Source organism: Stenotrophomonas sp. 22692, from assembly GCF_052045015.1.
GTDB lineage: Bacteria > Pseudomonadota > Gammaproteobacteria > Xanthomonadales > Xanthomonadaceae > Stenotrophomonas > Stenotrophomonas geniculata.
Map to the genome: position 1 here is coordinate 1 of NZ_JBQEMR010000042.1, position 15,769 is coordinate 15,769.

The following is a 15,769-nucleotide window of genomic DNA, read 5'->3' on the forward strand; positions in this document are numbered from 1 at the left end:
AGCGCCGTGTAGCGGCGCTGTGTGTAGCGTCGAGCCATGCTCGACCCTGGAGATGTAGCCGAGCATGGCTCGGCTCTACAGGGGGCGGTGGCCTTACGGCGTCGCCGGCACCACCTGCTGGCCAATGAAGTTGCGCTTGGCGTCGAAGTCATAGGCAATCTGCAACTGCCCCACATCCGGGCAGGCGTGGCAGTCGCGCAGCGGCGTGCGGTACAGCAAACGGATGCCACCGTTCTCCAGCGGCGAGGCGCCGGCCGACTGCGCCGGTGCGAACGGCGTGGCTTGCGGGTTGGCCTTCAGCAGTTCCTGCACAGTGGGGTCGGCACGCAGGGTGTCGTCCAACTGCACGGCATCCACATCGATGCGCTTGCCACCGGCATCGACCAGTCGGGTGCCTTCATTGGTGTTGGCGCGGAACGGATACTCGACCGTGGCAATGCCCAGTCCTTCGTTCTCGTGCCAGGCGGTCACATAGGCCAACTCACCGCCGGTGGACAACTGCTCGGCGGCGGTGATGGCCTCGGCACTGGCGCCACCGGCGCGCATCGCGTCGCGAAGGCAATCCCGGGTGGCCGCGTTCTCGCCCTGGCGGCAGGCGTTGAGGTCGCCATCCCAGACCACCGCCTCGCTCCAGCGCATCTTGCCGTCGGCGGCGGCCTTCTCCGCACTGGGCGCGTCACCGGCGGGCGGCTCCTTGCCGGGTTCCGGCGAACGGCCCTGGCAGGCGGTCAGCAGGACAAGCCCCAGGGCAGGCAGCAACAGGCGGGAACGGCGCATGGCGTGGACCTCGTGCGTTGTCTGGAGGCCCGAGTATCGTCAAGGGCGGGTGAACTCCGCGTCGGCGCGGCATACTAGCGGCTCATTGCATACGCTGGAGTGTGGAACGTGGGCAGTCTGCAGGGCAAAACGCTTTTCATCACCGGTGCCTCGCGTGGCATCGGCCTGGCCATCGCACTGCGCGCTGCGCGCGACGGCGCCAATGTGGCCATTGCGGCCAAGTCGTCGGTGCCGAATCCGAAGCTGCCGGGCACCATCCACACCGCCGCCGAAGCGGTGACGGCTGCAGGCGGGCAGGGCCTGGCGCTGAAGTGCGACATCCGCGAGGAAGAGCAGGTGCAGGCGGCGGTGGCGGCCACGGTCGACACCTTCGGTGGCATCGACATCCTGATCAACAACGCCAGCGCGATCTGGTTGCGCGGCACGCTGGATACGCCGATGAAGCGTTTCGACCTGATGCAGCAGGTCAATGCGCGCGGCAGTTTCCTGTGTGCGCAGGCCTGCCTGCCGTACCTGCTGCAGGCGCCGAACCCGCACATCCTGACCCTGGCACCGCCGCCGAGCCTGGAGCCGAAGTGGTGGGCACCGCACACCGGCTACACGCTGGCAAAGATGGGCATGAGCTTCGTCACCCTGGGCCTGGCCGCGGAATTCGGCCCGCAGGGCGTGGCGGTGAATGCGCTGTGGCCGCGCACCGTCATCGCCACCGATGCGATCAACATGATTCCGGGCGTGGATGCGGCTGGCTGCCGCACGCCACAGATCATGGCCGATGCCGCACACGCGGTGCTGGTGCGCGAAGCGGCCGGCTTCCACGGCCGGTTCCTGATCGACGATGAAGTGCTGGCGCAGGCCGGTATTACCGATCTGTCCGGTTATGCGGTGGACCCGTCGCGTCCGTTGTTGCCGGATCTGTTCCTGGATTGACCACGCGTCGCCGGAAGAGGCCGAGGGCTGCGACCCTCGGCCTGCTGCGCTAGAATGCGTGGCTGTAATCGTTTTCAACAGGGATGTGAACACATGTCACGCACTCTTTCCGTCGCGGCGCTGGCCGCTTCGTTGTCGTTGATCCTGACCGCCTGCGGTGGCAAGGCACCCGCAGCTGCGGGCGGCGCCGCTGCCTCCGGCACGCCGGACACCAGCGCGGCGCCGTCCGATACACAGCAGCAGTTGACCGCCAAGCTCAACGCCTACATCGGCTGCTTCAACGCGCTGGATTCGAAGACCCACGGCAGCATCCAGTCCTACACGCGCTGGATCAAGGACGTCGACGCTGGCCCGACCGGGCGCGAGACGCACGTGTACGGACCGTTCGAGATCAGCGATTACGACATGAAGCAGTGCGACGCTCCGGTGACCGGGGCGATCGCTGCCAAGCCGGCGCTGGCCGGACTCGATGCTGCTGCAGGCCATTACCAGCAGGCGCTGAAAGCGCTGGTGCCGGTCAGCAAGGACGCGCACGACTACTACGATCGCCAGGACTACGAAGACGACCAGTTTGCCAAGGGCAAGCAGCTGCACGCGCCCTTGATGGCCGCCTTCAAGGATTTCGTGGCTGCCAGCGAAACGTTCAATGCCGAGCTGGAGCGCCAGAACGACGCCGCCCAGCGCGAGCAGCTCAAGGCGCTGGAGCAGGCTGAGGGACGCACGCGCGAGTACTACCGCCTGGCGATGATGCTGGAGGCCAAGGCCATCATGGATCTGATGAGCGAGGATGATTTCGATCAGGCCAAGGCCCGCGAACGCCTGGATGCCTTCAACCGCATTTCCGATGAAGCGCACGCCAAGGTTGCCGACCAGGAGCCGGGCAAGTCGGACTGGGAAGGCTTCGAACGTGGGGCCGAGAATTTCCGGCGCGAAGGCAAGGAGCGGCTGCAGCGCGTCAGCGAGAAAAAGCCTTACACCGATTTCGAACGACGCATGCTTGATTCGCCGTCGATGGCGCCGCGCGGTTCGGCCAGCAAGCTGATGCAGGAATACAACTCGCTCGTTTTCCAGAGCAACCGCCAGTGACCGGCGCACCAGTACTCATGCGAGAGACCAGGACGACGTCCTGTCTGCGTATCGCGCCGCTGCTGCTGATCGGCGCTGTGGCGGGCCTGAGCGGCTGCAACAGATCGGCAGGGCTGGGCGTGGCCGACCCCGGGCTGGAGAAGGTGAACGCCTACATCGAGTGCTACAACGGCGTTGAACAGCCCATCCACGAGGGCTTCCAGGCCTACACCAGCTGGATGAAGGACCCCGAAGCCGGCCCGACCGGCAAGGAAGCGCAGCCGCGTTCGCCCGGAAAGGTGCTGTCGCACCGCGTCGAGTACTGCGGCCAGCCACTGACCGACGCGCTGGCGAAGACCCCGGCACTGCCGGTGGATGGCCCCGCGCGTGACTATCAGCAGGCCTTCCAGGCATTGAACACCCTGGTCGAGCGTGCCGATGGCTACTTCACCCGCGAGGACTATCGCCGTGATGGCGGTGAAGGGATGCGCAGCCAGCATGCCCCGCTGATGCAGGCCTACGCCGATTTCTTCAAGGCCAGCGAAGCGATGGATGTGGCGCTGGAAAAGAACGAGAACGATCGCCGTGCCGCGCAGCTGAAGCAGATCGAGGAAAGCGAAGGGCGCTCGCTGGCCTACTACCACCTTCGCCTGCTGGGCGACGGCAAGCGATTGGCCTCGGCGTTCCAGGACGACGCACCGGACGTCGCGGCGCTGCGCGCGCAGTTGGCTGACTATCAGGCACTGGTGACGGAAATCCAGAACGGTGGTGTCGGCAAGGACGACCCGATGTGGGGCCACGTGCAGCGTTCGGCGGACAAGCTGGTCCGTACCGCGGGACGTGGTGTCGAGCGCCTGGAGCAGCACAAGCCGATCACCGCCGAAGCGCTGGCGGCAGAGCGGAAGGCGTCGGGCAGTTGGCTCACCACCGACCCGGAGGGAGCGCAGTCAACGATCCTTGCCGCATACAACGATCTGGTGACCACCAGCAACCGCATGCGATGAGCAACGGCGCACGCATCCCTGCGTAAGCGCCCAAGGTAGTGCCGGCCGCTGGCCGGCATATGCCTCAATGGTTGAACGCATCCGGCAGCTTGCCACCGCACTTGCGGCAGTGCAGTGCCTCCGGCTCATGGCCTTCCAGCCCACAGTCCGGGCAGCCACGCGCATCGCGGCGCGCGGCCTGTTCGGCTTCACGCATGGTGCTGGCCAGTTCGGCGGTGTAGATGCCGGTGGGCACGGCGATGATGCTGTAGCCGATCAGGATCAGTACCGAGGTGACGAAGCGGCCGAGCACGGTCTGCGGCACGATGTCACCGAAGCCGACCGTGGCCATGGTCACCACCGCCCAGTACATGCTGGCCGGGATATTGGTGAAGCCGTGTTCGGGACCCTCGATCACGTACATCAGCGCACCGGCGATGATGGTGATGGTGATCACCGTGAACAGGAACACCAGCACCTTGCGCCGGCTGCGCCACAGCGACGTCATCAACACGCCACTTTCCTCGATGTAGCGGGTCAGCTTGAGGATGCGGAATACGCGCAGGATGCGCAGTGCGCGCACCACCAGCAGGCTCTGCGCGCCGGGGATGAACATCGACAGGTAGGCGGGCAGGATCGACAGCAGGTCGATGATGCCCCAGATGCTCACCGCATACCGCAGCGGGCGCTTGACCACCGCCAGCCGCAGCAGGTACTCGGCGGTGAAGATGATGGTGAAGCCCCATTCCAGGATGTACAGGCCGGTGGACCATTCGGCGTGCAGGTGCTGCACGCTGTCGATCATCACCACCAGGATGCTGGCGACGATCGCCACCACCAGGATCAGGTCGAAATTGCGCGAAGGGCGGGTGTCGTGGCGGTAGATGATGTCGAACCACCGACGGCGCCAGCCGGTCTCGGTGGCGGGGTTCAGCTGGGGGGCGGAAAACGGTCGCATGGGCGCATTGTGCCGCAGGGGTTCCGGCGCGAGAATGGGGATTCCTGAATCCTGCCGACTGCCATGACCGCCGCTACCGATCCGCTGATCTCCCTTTCGCACTATTACCTGCCGGTCTACAAGCCCCGCCAGGTGGTACTGGAGCGAGGCCAGGGCGCCCGCGTGTGGGACAGCCAGGGCCGTGAGTTCATCGACCTGGCGGCCGGCATCGCTGTGTGCGGCCTGGGCCACAACGACCCGGACCTGGTGGCTGCGCTGGTCGAACAGGCCGGCAAGCTCTGGCATACCAGCAACGTGTTCTACAGCGCGCCGCCACTGCACCTGGCCGAGGAGCTGGTGAAGGCCAGCCGCTTCGCCGAGCGCGTGTTCCTGTGCAATTCCGGCGCCGAAGCCAATGAAGTGGCGATCAAGATGGTCCGCAAGTGGGCCTCCAGCCAGGGCCGCCCGGCCGACAAGCGGGTGATCATCACCTTCCGCGGCAGCTTCCACGGTCGCACCATGGGCGCAGTGACCGCGACTGCCCAGCCGAAGTACCAGGAAGGCTACGAGCCGCTGCCCGGTGGCTTCCGCTACATCGACTTCAACGATGAGGTGCAGCTGGAAACTGCGATGGCCGCCGGTGACGTGGCAGCGGTGATGCTGGAGCCGATCCAGGGCGAGGGCGGCGTGATGCCGGCCAAGTCCGGTTTCCTCAAGCGCGTGCGCGAGCTGTGCGACCAGCACAACGCGCTGCTGGTGCTGGATGAGATCCAGGCCGGCATGGGCCGCACCGGCACGCTGTTCGCGCACTGGCAGGACGACGTGGTGCCGGACATGGTCACCCTGGCCAAGGCGCTGGGTGGCGGCTTCCCGATCGGTGCGATGCTGGCCGGCCCGAAGGTGGCCGAAACCATGCAGTTCGGTGCGCACGGCACCACCTTCGGTGGCAACCCGTTGGCCGCTGCGGTCGCACGCGTTGCGCTGCGCAAGCTGGCCTCTGCGGAGATCGCCGCCAATGTCAGCCGCCAGTCGAAGGCGCTGCGCGATGGCTTTGCGCGCATCAACGAAGAATTCGGCGTGTTCAGCGACGTGCGTGGCCGTGGCCTGATGCTGGGCGCGGTGCTGAGCAAGGACTTCGCCGGCCAGGCCGGTGCGATCCTCGACCACGCCGCCGAGCAGGGCCTGCTGACCCTGCAGGCCGGCCCGGACGTGCTGCGCTTCGTGCCGTCGCTGAACATCACCGACGAAGAAGTGGCCGAAGGCCTCAAGCGCCTGCGCGCAGCGATTGCTGCTTTCATCGCCGCGCGCTGAAGCCTGCAGAGGCATCTGTAGAGCCGAGCCTACGCTCGGCTCATCGCGATGTCAGGCAACAGGAGCCGAGCATGGGCTCGGCTCTACAGCGCGTCATGCGATCCGATAGCGCTTCAACACCTTGCCCAATCCCCGGCCATCGCGCACGGTTTCCGCGTGCAGGCCGGCAGCGCGTGCGCCGCGCACATTGGCGAACAGGTCATCAATGAACAGCGTGTGCGAAGGCGCCACGCCGAGTACCTCAAGCGTGCGCAGGAAGACTTCCGGTGCGGGTTTGCGCAGGCCGAAACCGGCGCTGCAGAACACGCGCTCCCGCAGGGCCGGGAACAGTTCCGGCAGCAGGGCGGGCAAGGCCTGCTGCATCAGCGCGCCGTTGTTGGTCAGCACCGCCATCGGCAGCTGCAGGGCCTGCAGCCGCTGCAGCACGGCAGCCTGCGGATGGCTGGCGGCCCGCCGCGCCGCGGTCCATGCAGCCACATCGACCGTCGTGCCCAGACGCTCCCCCAGCTGCGCCAGATAGGCCGGGCCATCCAGCGTGCCATTGTCATGCGCCGCTTCCAGTCCGCTGTCATACAGCGCGGCCTGCATGGCCTGCGCCGGAACCTGCAGCGCCTGGGCCAGGTGCAGCACGCGTTGCGCGCGCTGGTACTGCACCAGCACGCCATCCACATCCAACAGCAACAGATCGATACGCATCGGCCGAGCATGCCATTGCAGTGAACACTCGGGAAACCCTGGAGCAGCCATGCGACAGACGGTCGCAGACGCGGCCACAGGGGCCTGCCTAGAATGGCGCTTGAATCCGCAGGAGATGCAACGATGAAGGCTTGGAGGGTGGCAGTGGGAGTGGGCGCGCTGATGCTGGCGCCGTCGGCGATGGCGCGGGTGTGTGCGGTGAGCATCGACAGCACCGACCAGATGAGCTTCAGCAGCCGCGAGATCAAGGTCGCCGCCGACTGCACCGCCGTGGACCTGACCCTGCGCCACACCGGCAAGCTGGCCACTACCGCGATGGGCCACAACTGGGTGCTGACCCGCACCGCCGACTATCAGCCGGTGGCGATGGCGGGCATGCGCATGACCCTGGCCGACAGCTACCTGCCGAAGGCCGACAAGCGCGTGCTGGCGCACACCAAGGTGATCGGCGGTGGTGAGACCACGCGTGTGCGTTTCTCTACCCAGGGCCTGCAGAAGGGCGGTGACTACACCTTCTTCTGCTCGTTCCCCGGCCACTTCGCGATGATGAAGGGCAAGTTCGTCTTCGGTTGATGCCGTTTGTAGAGTCGAGCCATGCTCGACTGCTCTGTGCCAACCAAGGTTGGCACCCACCAGATGCGGCAGTGCCAACCAAGCTTGGCACCTACCAGAGCAGGGCTCAGCCCTTGGCGGCCTTGAACGCCACGCGTGCCGCGGCCAGCGTTGCTTCGATCACGGCATCGTCGTGCGCGCTGGACAGGAAACCGGCCTCGTACGCAGACGGTGCCAGGAACACGCCCTGGTCCAGCATTGCGTGGAAGAAGCGGTTGAACGCCGGAATATCACAGGCGGTGGCCTGTGCATAGGTCTCCACCTTCTCGTTGGTGAAGAACAGCCCGAACATCGCGCCCACGCGGGTGGTGGTCACGGCCACGCCGGCTTCGGCGGCGGCGGCTTCCAGGCCGGCGCACAGGCGTGCCGTGCGCTCGGCCAGGTCGGCGTGGAAACCCGGCTGCTGGATCAGCTCCAGCATCGCCAGGCCAGCGGCCATCGCCACCGGGTTGCCGCTCAGCGTGCCGGCCTGGTAGATCGGGCCGGCCGGGGCGATCTGCTGCATCAGCTCGCGACGACCGCCGTAGGCGCCCACCGGCATGCCGCCGCCGATGATCTTGCCGAAGGTGGTCAGGTCCGGGGTGATGCCGTAGTGCGCCTGCGCACCGCCGAGGGCGACGCGGAAGCCGGTCATCACTTCGTCGAAGATCAGCAGCGCGCCATGCTTCGTGCACAGTTCGCGCAGGTGCTGCAGGTAGCCCTCGCGCGGCGGGATGCAGTTGGCGTTGCCGACCACCGGTTCGATGATCAGGCCGGCGATGTCGTCACCCTGCTGTTCGAACAGCGCGGTGGCGGCTTCGAAATCGTTGTAGGGCAGGGTCAGGGTCAGCTCGCTCAGGCCGGCCGGGACGCCTGGCGAGGTCGGTACGCCCAGGGTCAACATGCCACTGCCGGCCTTGACCAGGAACGAGTCGCCGTGGCCGTGGTAGCAGCCTTCGAACTTGACGATGCGGTTGCGGCCGGTGGCGCCACGCGCCAGCCGGATCGCCGACAGCGTGGCCTCGGTGCCGGAGTTGACCATGCGCACCATCTCGCACGACGGCACCAGGCGGGTGATGGTTTCGGCCATGGTCACTTCGGCCGCGCACGGAGCACCGAACGACAGCCCGTTGTCGATCGCCTTCTTCACCGCCTGGCGCACCGCCGGGTGGTTGTGGCCGACGATCATCGGGCCCCAGGAACCGACGTAGTCGATGTAGCGGTTGCCGTCGACGTCGTACAGGTAGGCGCCGTCGGCGCGTTCGACGAAGAACGGCTCGCCGCCGACCGACTTGAACGCGCGCACCGGCGAATTGACGCCGCCCGGCAGCAGCTGCTGGGCGCGGGAGAACAGGGCGTGGGACTGGTCGTGGTTCATGGGGGAATATCCTGGGCGTTACGCGAACTGGGCGAGGAAGGCGCGCTGGGTCGCGACCGGGTCCTGCGCGGCGTAAATGCCGCTGACCACGGCCACCAGGTCGGCGCCGGCGTCGATGATGGGACCGACATTGTCCGGCGTCAGCCCGCCGATCGCCACCCGCGGCACGCCCAGTGCGGCGCTTTGCCGCAGCAGGTCGGTATGGGCGCGGCTGGTGGTGATCTTGGTGGTGGTCGGGAAGAACGCGCCGAAGGCCACGTAGCTGGCGCCGGCAGCCACGGCCTTCTCGGCATTGGCCAACTGGTCGTAGCAGGAGGCGCCGATGATGGCGTCGGGGCCGAGCAGGGCGCGCGCGCTGGGGATGTCACCGTCGGTGCCGCCCAGGTGCACGCCGGCCGCGCCCACGGCCTTGGCCAGCGCCGGGTCGTCGTTGATGATCAGCGGCACGCCGCGCTCCGCGCACAGCGCCTGCAGTGCGGTGGCCTGTTCCTGCCGCAGCGCGTCGTTGGCGGTCTTGTTGCGGTACTGCAGCCAGGTGGCGCCAGCGGCCAGCAGCGGCGCGGTACGTGCCAGCAGGTGCGCGGTATCGGGCTCGTCCGGGGTGATCAGGTAGACGCCGCGGGGCGCCGGGGAAGCAGAAGTCATCGATGGCTACCGGTGCGTGGGCCGCGATGGGACAATGGCGGCCCGTGAATCCAGCCCTGATTATCCGATGAGCGATGCCACCCCCACCACCTTGCGCACCTGGATGTGCGTGGTCTGCGGCTTCCTTTACAGCGAAGCGGAAGGCTTGCCGGAGGAGGGCATCGCGCCGGGGACGCGCTGGGAGGACATCCCCGAGACCTGGACCTGCCCCGATTGCGGGGTGACCAAGGCCGATTTCGAGATGGTTGAAGTCGATTGACCGGTAGGGCCTGCAGGCCCTTCTGTGGGTGCGGACCGTTGGGGTGGGTGTGGACCGTTGGTCCACACACCGACTCCCTCAATGCAGCCGCGGCACCGGCCCGCCCAGGTCGATCAGCTTCTCACGCAGCCACTGCGCATCGCTGGCCTCGGGATTGCGCTTCAGGTACTGCCCCAGGTCGTGGCGGGCACCGGCCAGATATTCCAGCTGCAGATAGGCCAGGCCGCGATCCCGCAGCGCGTCGTCCTGCTCCGGGGCCAGCTTCAGCAGGCGATCGGCACTGCGTGCAGCGCGGTCCCACTCGCCGGCCTCGGCGTACACGCCATGCAGGTTACGCAGCATGCGCATCAGGATCGCGCGCGCCGGCGCCGGGTCAAGGATCTGCGCCAGCACCTGGTCGTCCGGCATCTGCCCACCCAAGTGTGATTTGGCCCGCTCGCGCAGTTCGTCCACGTCCAACGGGCGGCCACCGTTGAACGGGTCCATCACCAGCACGCCGTCGTCCACCGGCAGGCGCACCAGGAAGTGGCCGGGGAAGGACACGCCATCGAGCGGAATGCCCAGCCGGCGCGCGACTTCCATCTGCACCAGCGCCAGTGAGATCGGGTTGCCCAGGCGCCGCTCGAATACCTGGTTGAGGTAGCTGTTGCGCGGGTCGTAGTACTCGTCGTGGTCGCCGCTGTAGCCCAGCTCGTCGAACAGGTGACGGTTGATCGCTGCCATCTTCAGCGGGCTGTTGTCGATGCTGTCCACTTCCGAGCGGAGGTGGTCGACATGGCTCTGGATCAACGCGTCGTAGGTGGACGGCTGCAGATCGGGGTATTCATCGCGCGCGATCAGCAGTGCGGTCGGCAACAGTGGCAGCGCCTCGTCTTCGAGGTCGGCCAGTGCATCCCAGTCGGGGAGAGAGATCCGGTCCTGCATGACCACAGACTGGCGACATTTGCAGGCGGTTTCAAGCGGTGCCGCGTGAAAAATTTCGGGGCCAGATCCCTTTCGCTTGCGAAAGGGATCTGGCCCCGGTCGGGTTGGATTGCCGGCCAGCGGCCGGCACTACCGTTATTTTTCGATGCCCGGGCCGAAGGTGAGCGCGGTGCCGTCCTTCAGCTTCAGCTTCTCGGCCTGGCCCGCATTGAGCTCCAGCACGTACCGGGCCGGGCCACCGCTGGGATACGGCGGGCACATGTCGCCGGCCGAGCACGGCGGAACGTCGCGCTGCTGGCTGACCAGCCTGCGCTCGCTGTCGAAGTACAGGATGTCCAGCGCGATCTTCGTGTTCTTCATCCAGTACGCCTGCATTTCCTCGCGGTCGTGGATGAACAGCATGCCGTGGTCGGCGGCCATCTGGTCGCGGAACATCAACCCGCGCGCGCGGGTTTCATCGTTGGTGGCCAGCTCGACCTGGTAGCGGGCGCCATCCAGCTCGACCCAATGGCGGGCCGCGTCGGTGGCACAGCCGGCCAGGGCCAGCAGCGGAAGCATCAGCAGCGAACGCAACAGCGACATCGTCAGGATCCTTCGAAAGGGTCAGAGCACGACCGGCGGCTCGCCGCCGACGATCACCACATCGGCGCGGCGGCGTGCGAACAGGCCGACGCAGACCACGCCCGGCAGCTGGTTGAGTTCGCGCTCCAGCTTTTCCGGATCGGTGATCTGCAGGTTGTGGATGTCCAGGATCTGGTTGCCGTTGTCGGTGACCACGCCTTCGCGCCAGGTCGGCTGGCCGCCGGTCATGTCGCGGATCTGGCGGGCGACCAGGCTGCGCGCCATCGGGATCACTTCCACCGGCAGCGGGAATTTGCCCAGCACCGGCACCTGCTTGCTCGGGTCGACGATGCAGATGAAGCGCTCGCTGGCCTCGGCGATGATCTTCTCGCGGGTCAGCGCGGCACCGCCGCCCTTGATCAGGCACTTGTTGGCGTCGCACTCATCGGCGCCGTCCACGTACAGCGACAGGTTGCCGCTGTGGTTCAGCTCGATCACCTCGATGCCGTGCTGCTTCAGGCGCGCGGTGCTCTGCTCGGAGCTGGATACGGCGCCCTTGATGCGGTGCTGGATGCGGGCCAGGGCATCGATGAAATAGGCCACGGTGGAACCGGTGCCGACACCGACGATCATGCCGTCTTCTACGTACTCGATGGCTTTCTCGGCGGCCAGGCGCTTGGCTTCGGACATGGGAGAACTCTCAGGCAGGGAATCAGGATTTCTTTTCCAGCGACAGCAGCAGCTTCCACTGCGCGGCCGTCACCGGGAACACCGACAGGCGGTTGCCCTTGGCAACCAGCGGGAAGCCTTCGCCGAGCTCATCAGCGTGCAGCTTGATCTCGTCCAGCGCGATCACCTGCTTGAGCTTGCGGTCGAAGGCCACGTCCACCAGCATCCAGCGCGGGTTCTCGCGCGTGCTCTTGGGGTCGTGGTAGTCGGATTTCGGATCGAACTGGGTGTCGTCCGGGTAGGCCGTGCTGGCCACCGTGGCCAGGCCGACGATGCCCGGCACCTTGGTATTGGAGTGGTAGAACAGGATGCCGTCGCCCACCTGCATGCCATCGCGCATGAAGTTGCGCGCCTGGTAGTTGCGCACCCCGTTCCAGGGTTCGACCTTGACCTTGGCCAGGTCATCGATGGAGAAGGCGTCCGGTTCGGACTTCATCAGCCAGTAGCGCTTGCGGGCGGTCATGCGTTCACGGGGGCAGCGGAGGGGAACAGGGTGCCGTCTTCGGTGCAGATCGCATCCACCGGCACGTCCCACGACGCCACCGGCAAGGACTCGACCTGCTGCACCGCGAATGCAGCACCGACCAGCCAGGGCGGCGCCGGCCGATCGTGGCGGAAGGCGAAGCTGCGATCATACCAGCCGCCCCCCATGCCCAGCCGCCGGCACTGCGCGTCGAAACCCACCAGCGGGGTCACTACCAGCGCCATCTGCGCTGGTTCCAGGGTGTCTTCCACCGCCACGTCCGGTTCGGGAATGCCGTAGCGGTTGCTGGTCAGCGGCTGCCCCGGCCGCCACGGTGCGAAGCGCAGCACCTCACCGGCCAGCACCGGCAGGCAGTAGGTGAGGCCTTCGGGCAGTTGCAGCTGCCAGCGGTGCAGGGCGATTTCGCCATCCAGCGCCCAGTAGCCAGCCACGGCGCCTTCGCGCGGGGCGAACGGCAGCGCCAGCAGGGCATCGGCAAGGGATTCGGCGGCGGCGATGCGCTCAGCGGCGGAAAGGTCACGGCGGCGTTGCCGCAGGTCGTGGCGCAGGGCCTGGCGCGGGTCGGTCATGGCAGCGTGCGGCAAGGATCAGCCGTCATTGTGCCGCAAAGAACAAGGGCGACGCCCGAAGACGCCGCCCTTGCTGGAATATTGCATTCTCCGCAATGTCGATGCATGCGAAACGACCTTGAACCCGGGGGCTCAAGTGGGAACGCTGGAGAACCATCGGGCTTCCCGCTACAAGGCGGACCTGCACTCCCGGCGCTGTCGCGCTCCCGGTGTCGTTCTTAAGGGACAAGGCGAATGTTTGCACATGCCGTCGAGTACCGCAGAGAACGCGTGGCCATTATAGCCAGCACGCAGGATCTGGATAGGCCGTTCGTCGGCAACAGTCCGTGCCAATTCAGATATGAGAAGACGCGTTGTGCACGACCTTCAGGCGTTGCCGTCGATGGCGCGGTCCAGACGCCGGTTCAGGTCGGCCAGCGTCTGCTGCAGGGCCACCGCCTGGCGGGCGTTTTCGTCGCGCAGCAGCTGCAGTTCGTGGGCCAGGTTCAACGCGGCCAGCACGGCGACGCGATCGACCGCGGCCATGCGGTTGCTGCCGCGGATCTCGCGCATGCGCGCATCCAGCAGGCGCGCGGCGGCCATCAGGCTGTCGCGTTCATCGCCGCCGACGCCCACGGTGTATTCACGATCGAGGATGCGGACACTGACCGGTTCGGCGCTCATGTGTGCTGCTCCAGGGATTTGAGCCGGCTGATCATTGCTTCCACCCGCGAACGTGCCTGCTCATTCTTGGCCAGCAGCGTCGAGCGCTCGGCCACAAGCTGTTCCTGCTGGTGGCGCAGGCTGCGGTTCTCCTCGGCCAGGCGCTGGTTGCGTTCAAGCAACGCTTCCACGCGGGCGGCGAAGTCCTGCAGCTGGGCAAGGGGATCAGCGGGTTCCATACGGGCACGATAGGCAAGCCGGGTAAGGGCGGTCAAGCGTTGTCGCAGCAAGGCTGGACGGCTGCGGAGAGGATGCCGTCGGGTTGCTACACTACGGGGTCTCACGGGCGCGCGCGTGCGCGCCCCGGGTTTCCTTTCCGAACGAGCCGCACGATGACCGAACTTCCCTCCGTCGACGACGTTACCCGCGCCAGCCAGGAGCTGGGCCTGGGCGCCACCGCTGCCGAGCTGCACGGCGCGCTGTGTGGCTGGCTGGCCGCCGGCGGCGCCCCCGGCAACGACTGGCCGGCGCGCGTGCTGGCCGACGACAACCTGCCGCCGGTGGCCGCCGACAGCGTGCTGGGGCAGCTGCTGCAGGCCACCATCAAGCAGCTGGAAGACCGTGACTTCGCCTTCGAACTGCTGCTGACCGACAACGATGACGTGTCCGCGCAGGCCGATGCCATGTTCAGCTGGACCCGCTCGTTCCTGGGCGGCTTCGGTCTGGGCAGTGGTGGCAACCGGCCAGCCCTGTCCGAAGAGGGCGAGGAAGCGCTGACCGACATGGCCAGCCTGGCCCGCGCCTCCAGCGAGGATTTCGAGGCCGGCGGCGATGATGACGACGAAGCCCTGTCGGAGATCGAGGAATTCATCCGCGTGGCGGTGCTGCTGCTGCACGGTGACGTGGTGCTGGCCTCGCGCCATCGGCAGCGCCTGAACTGATGGACATCAAGCAGCGCACCGGCATCGCGGCCGGCGAATACAAGCGTCGCCGCCGCCAGCTGATGGACATGGCCGGCGAGGACGCGATCCTGGTACTGCCGGCCGCAGCCGAGAAGGTGCGCAGCCTCGATACCCATTATCCGTTCCGCCAGGATTCGGACTTCCAGTACCTGAGCGGCTTCCCGGAGCCGGAAGCGGTGCTGGTGCTGATTCCGGGCCGCCGCCACGGCGAGGCCATCCTGTTCTGCCGCGAGCGTGATGCCGAGCGCGAGGCCTGGGACGGCAGCCGCGCCGGCCAGGAAGGGGCGGTGGCGCAGTACGGCATGGACGATGCCTACCCGATCGACGATCTCGACGACATCCTGCCGGGCCTGCTGGAAGGGCGCTCGCGCGTCTACTACCACTTCGGCCGCGATGCCGACTTCGACCTGAAGCTGATCGGCTGGGTCAACCGCGTGCGTTCGCAGGTGCGCCACGGCGCGCAGCCACCGCATGAGTTCCTGGAGCTGGGCCACCTGCTGCACGAGCAGCGCCTGTTCAAGTCGGGTGCGGAAGTCGCGTTGATGCACCACGCCGCGCAGATCAGCGTGCGTGCGCATCTGGCTGCGATGCAGGTGGCCAAGGCAGGTATCCACGAATACGAACTGCAGGCCGAGCTGGAGCGTGTGTTCCGCGCCAACGATGCCGTGCCGGCGTACTGCAGCATCGTCGGTGCCGGCCGCAACGGCTGCATCCTGCATTACCGCGACAACAACGCGCGTTCGCGCGATGGTGAGCTGGTGCTGATCGATGCCGGTGCCGAATACCGCGGCTACGCCAGCGACATCACCCGCACCTTCCCGGTGAATGGCCGCTTCAATGCCGAGCAGCGTGCACTGCACGACCTGGTCGGCGATGCGCAGGCCGCGGCGCTGGCGCAGGCCAAGCCGGGCGTGCCGTACGAGGCCGGCCACCTCGCCGCAGTGCAGACCCTGACCGAGGGCCTGCTGCGGCTGGGCCTGCTGAAGGGCACGCTGGAAAAGAACGTGTCCGAGGGCCTGTACCAGCGTTTCTACCGGCACAAGACCGGGCACTGGATCGGATTGGACGTGCACGATGTAGGCGATTACCGCCTCGCCGGTGATTCACGCCTGCTGGAGCCGGGCATGGCGTTCACCATCGAGCCGGGGCTGTACATCGGCGTGGACGACACGACGGTGGAGCCGCGCTGGCGCGGCATCGGCATCCGTACCGAGGATGACGTGCTGATCACCGATGACGGCCATCGCGTGCTGACCGAAGGCCTGGCGCGCAGCGCCGACGAGATCGAAGCGGTGATGGCGGGGTAAGGGGGGTCGGCAGGGCTTGCAG

General features: G+C 66.9%; 20 protein-coding genes and 1 other RNA gene. 8 read left to right on the forward strand and 13 right to left on the reverse strand.

The window, feature by feature from the left end:
* Window positions 1-93: 93 nt before the first annotated feature.
* Window positions 94-777 carry a hypothetical protein gene (locus ACTJJM_RS18545; RefSeq protein ID WP_054172452.1) on the reverse strand — a complete coding sequence of 228 codons (684 nt, stop codon included), beginning with the start codon at window positions 775-777 and terminating at the stop codon, window positions 94-96.
* Between the two features lie 108 nt (window positions 778-885).
* On the opposite strand from ACTJJM_RS18545, the gene ACTJJM_RS18550 reads away from it, so the two are divergent.
* From ACTJJM_RS18550 to ACTJJM_RS18560, 3 genes are all read left to right on the forward strand, one after another.
* Window positions 886-1,704: an SDR family oxidoreductase gene (locus tag ACTJJM_RS18550; protein WP_191863593.1), complete on the forward strand. Its 819-nt coding sequence runs from the start codon at window positions 886-888 to the stop codon at window positions 1,702-1,704.
* Between the two features lie 93 nt (window positions 1,705-1,797).
* On the forward strand, window positions 1,798-2,790 hold the full coding sequence (locus tag ACTJJM_RS18555) for a YiiG family protein (protein ID WP_191863592.1): 993 nt from the start codon (window positions 1,798-1,800) through the stop codon (window positions 2,788-2,790).
* A 17-nt stretch (window positions 2,791-2,807) separates the two neighbouring features.
* On the forward strand, window positions 2,808-3,773 hold the full coding sequence (locus ACTJJM_RS18560) for a YiiG family protein (protein WP_126560558.1): 966 nt from the start codon (window positions 2,808-2,810) through the stop codon (window positions 3,771-3,773).
* A 64-nt stretch (window positions 3,774-3,837) separates the two neighbouring features.
* Here the strand turns inward: ACTJJM_RS18560 and ACTJJM_RS18565 are convergent, their stop codons facing one another.
* Window positions 3,838-4,710 (reverse strand): ion transporter, encoded by an 873-nt coding sequence (locus ACTJJM_RS18565; protein ID WP_043400272.1) that lies wholly within the window; start codon window positions 4,708-4,710, stop codon window positions 3,838-3,840.
* Between the two features lie 63 nt (window positions 4,711-4,773).
* On the opposite strand from ACTJJM_RS18565, the gene ACTJJM_RS18570 reads away from it, so the two are divergent.
* Entirely contained in the window at window positions 4,774-6,000 is a 1,227-nt protein-coding gene (locus ACTJJM_RS18570) for an acetylornithine transaminase (RefSeq protein WP_010484016.1), read from the forward strand.
* A 93-nt stretch (window positions 6,001-6,093) separates the two neighbouring features.
* On the opposite strand, the gene ACTJJM_RS18575 is transcribed toward ACTJJM_RS18570, so the two are convergent.
* Window positions 6,094-6,696 carry an HAD-IA family hydrolase gene (locus ACTJJM_RS18575; protein ID WP_440865874.1) on the reverse strand — a complete coding sequence of 201 codons (603 nt, stop codon included), beginning with the start codon at window positions 6,694-6,696 and terminating at the stop codon, window positions 6,094-6,096.
* A gap of 123 nt (window positions 6,697-6,819) precedes the next feature.
* Between ACTJJM_RS18575 and azu the strand changes: the two genes are divergently transcribed.
* Window positions 6,820-7,269, forward strand: coding sequence for an azurin (azu, locus tag ACTJJM_RS18580; RefSeq protein WP_019338772.1), 450 nt, complete (start codon window positions 6,820-6,822; stop codon window positions 7,267-7,269).
* 106 nt (window positions 7,270-7,375) lie between these two features.
* Here the strand turns inward: azu and hemL are convergent, their stop codons facing one another.
* On the reverse strand, window positions 7,376-8,665 hold the full coding sequence (hemL, locus tag ACTJJM_RS18585) for a glutamate-1-semialdehyde 2,1-aminomutase (protein ID WP_049412051.1): 1,290 nt from the start codon (window positions 8,663-8,665) through the stop codon (window positions 7,376-7,378).
* Window positions 8,666-8,683: 18 nt separating this feature from the next.
* The gene (gene thiE / locus ACTJJM_RS18590) at window positions 8,684-9,310 is read right to left on the reverse strand and encodes a thiamine phosphate synthase (protein ID WP_049453670.1); all 627 of its coding nucleotides are present in this window, start codon (window positions 9,308-9,310) and stop codon (window positions 8,684-8,686) included.
* Window positions 9,311-9,344: 34 nt separating this feature from the next.
* On the opposite strand from thiE, the gene ACTJJM_RS18595 reads away from it, so the two are divergent.
* A complete protein-coding gene (locus ACTJJM_RS18595) occupies window positions 9,345-9,569 on the forward strand; it encodes a rubredoxin (RefSeq protein WP_014038358.1) in 225 nt (74 codons plus the stop codon).
* A 78-nt stretch (window positions 9,570-9,647) separates the two neighbouring features.
* On the opposite strand, the gene ACTJJM_RS18600 is transcribed toward ACTJJM_RS18595, so the two are convergent.
* The 8 genes from ACTJJM_RS18600 to ACTJJM_RS18635 all read right to left on the reverse strand — a co-directional run bounded on the left by ACTJJM_RS18600 (window position 9,648) and on the right by ACTJJM_RS18635 (window position 13,717).
* The gene (locus ACTJJM_RS18600) at window positions 9,648-10,493 is read right to left on the reverse strand and encodes a SirB1 family protein (protein WP_010484022.1); all 846 of its coding nucleotides are present in this window, start codon (window positions 10,491-10,493) and stop codon (window positions 9,648-9,650) included.
* A 135-nt stretch (window positions 10,494-10,628) separates the two neighbouring features.
* Window positions 10,629-11,075, reverse strand: a complete 447-nt coding sequence (locus ACTJJM_RS18605; protein WP_049428291.1) for a DUF192 domain-containing protein — start codon at window positions 11,073-11,075, stop codon at window positions 10,629-10,631.
* A gap of 21 nt (window positions 11,076-11,096) precedes the next feature.
* Entirely contained in the window at window positions 11,097-11,744 is a 648-nt protein-coding gene (gene rpiA / locus ACTJJM_RS18610; RefSeq protein WP_006389802.1) for a ribose-5-phosphate isomerase RpiA, read from the reverse strand.
* Between the two features lie 22 nt (window positions 11,745-11,766).
* The gene (locus ACTJJM_RS18615) at window positions 11,767-12,246 is read right to left on the reverse strand and encodes an EVE domain-containing protein (RefSeq protein WP_019338636.1); all 480 of its coding nucleotides are present in this window, start codon (window positions 12,244-12,246) and stop codon (window positions 11,767-11,769) included.
* Window positions 12,243-12,836, reverse strand: coding sequence for a 5-formyltetrahydrofolate cyclo-ligase (locus tag ACTJJM_RS18620; protein WP_019338637.1), 594 nt, complete (start codon window positions 12,834-12,836; stop codon window positions 12,243-12,245). Before ACTJJM_RS18620 ends, ACTJJM_RS18615 begins: the two co-directional genes overlap by 4 nt.
* Before the next feature lie 83 nt (window positions 12,837-12,919).
* A non-coding RNA gene (gene ssrS / locus ACTJJM_RS18625) (6S RNA) lies at window positions 12,920-13,105 on the reverse strand.
* 97 nt (window positions 13,106-13,202) lie between these two features.
* A complete protein-coding gene (locus ACTJJM_RS18630) occupies window positions 13,203-13,499 on the reverse strand; it encodes a cell division protein ZapA (protein ID WP_010484026.1) in 297 nt (98 codons plus the stop codon).
* A complete protein-coding gene (locus ACTJJM_RS18635) occupies window positions 13,496-13,717 on the reverse strand; it encodes a TIGR02449 family protein (protein WP_005410898.1) in 222 nt (73 codons plus the stop codon). Before ACTJJM_RS18635 ends, ACTJJM_RS18630 begins: the two co-directional genes overlap by 4 nt.
* Window positions 13,718-13,870: 153 nt before the next feature.
* Here ACTJJM_RS18635 and ACTJJM_RS18640 point away from each other — a divergent pair, with 153 nt between their 5' ends.
* Window positions 13,871-14,419 carry a YecA/YgfB family protein gene (locus ACTJJM_RS18640; protein ID WP_010484027.1) on the forward strand — a complete coding sequence of 183 codons (549 nt, stop codon included), beginning with the start codon at window positions 13,871-13,873 and terminating at the stop codon, window positions 14,417-14,419.
* Window positions 14,420-14,424: 5 nt separating this feature from the next.
* Complete coding sequence (locus ACTJJM_RS18645; protein ID WP_152906759.1) at window positions 14,425-15,747, forward strand: aminopeptidase P N-terminal domain-containing protein; 1,323 nt, start codon at window positions 14,425-14,427, stop codon at window positions 15,745-15,747.
* The last annotated feature ends 22 nt before the right edge of the window (window positions 15,748-15,769 follow it).

Coding starts and splice junctions, on each gene's coding strand:
- ACTJJM_RS18545 (WP_054172452.1), bottom strand. CDS start 777: ATGCGCCGTTCCCGCCTGTTGCTGCCTGCCCTGGGGCTTGTCCTGCTG.
- ACTJJM_RS18555 (WP_191863592.1), top strand. CDS start 1,798: ATGTCACGCACTCTTTCCGTCGCGGCGCTGGCCGCTTCGTTGTCGTTG.
- ACTJJM_RS18560 (WP_126560558.1), top strand. CDS start 2,808: ATGCGAGAGACCAGGACGACGTCCTGTCTGCGTATCGCGCCGCTGCTG.
- ACTJJM_RS18565 (WP_043400272.1), bottom strand. CDS start 4,710: ATGCGACCGTTTTCCGCCCCCCAGCTGAACCCCGCCACCGAGACCGGC.
- ACTJJM_RS18570 (WP_010484016.1), top strand. CDS start 4,774: ATGACCGCCGCTACCGATCCGCTGATCTCCCTTTCGCACTATTACCTG.
- ACTJJM_RS18575 (WP_440865874.1), bottom strand. CDS start 6,696: ATGCGTATCGATCTGTTGCTGTTGGATGTGGATGGCGTGCTGGTGCAG.
- azu (WP_019338772.1), top strand. CDS start 6,820: ATGAAGGCTTGGAGGGTGGCAGTGGGAGTGGGCGCGCTGATGCTGGCG.
- hemL (WP_049412051.1), bottom strand. CDS start 8,665: ATGAACCACGACCAGTCCCACGCCCTGTTCTCCCGCGCCCAGCAGCTG.
- thiE (WP_049453670.1), bottom strand. CDS start 9,310: ATGACTTCTGCTTCCCCGGCGCCCCGCGGCGTCTACCTGATCACCCCG.
- ACTJJM_RS18595 (WP_014038358.1), top strand. CDS start 9,345: ATGGCGGCCCGTGAATCCAGCCCTGATTATCCGATGAGCGATGCCACC.
- ACTJJM_RS18600 (WP_010484022.1), bottom strand. CDS start 10,493: ATGCAGGACCGGATCTCTCTCCCCGACTGGGATGCACTGGCCGACCTC.
- ACTJJM_RS18605 (WP_049428291.1), bottom strand. CDS start 11,075: ATGTCGCTGTTGCGTTCGCTGCTGATGCTTCCGCTGCTGGCCCTGGCC.
- rpiA (WP_006389802.1), bottom strand. CDS start 11,744: ATGTCCGAAGCCAAGCGCCTGGCCGCCGAGAAAGCCATCGAGTACGTA.
- ACTJJM_RS18615 (WP_019338636.1), bottom strand. CDS start 12,246: ATGACCGCCCGCAAGCGCTACTGGCTGATGAAGTCCGAACCGGACGCC.
- ACTJJM_RS18620 (WP_019338637.1), bottom strand. CDS start 12,836: ATGACCGACCCGCGCCAGGCCCTGCGCCACGACCTGCGGCAACGCCGC.
- ACTJJM_RS18630 (WP_010484026.1), bottom strand. CDS start 13,499: ATGAGCGCCGAACCGGTCAGTGTCCGCATCCTCGATCGTGAATACACC.
- ACTJJM_RS18635 (WP_005410898.1), bottom strand. CDS start 13,717: ATGGAACCCGCTGATCCCCTTGCCCAGCTGCAGGACTTCGCCGCCCGC.
- ACTJJM_RS18640 (WP_010484027.1), top strand. CDS start 13,871: ATGACCGAACTTCCCTCCGTCGACGACGTTACCCGCGCCAGCCAGGAG.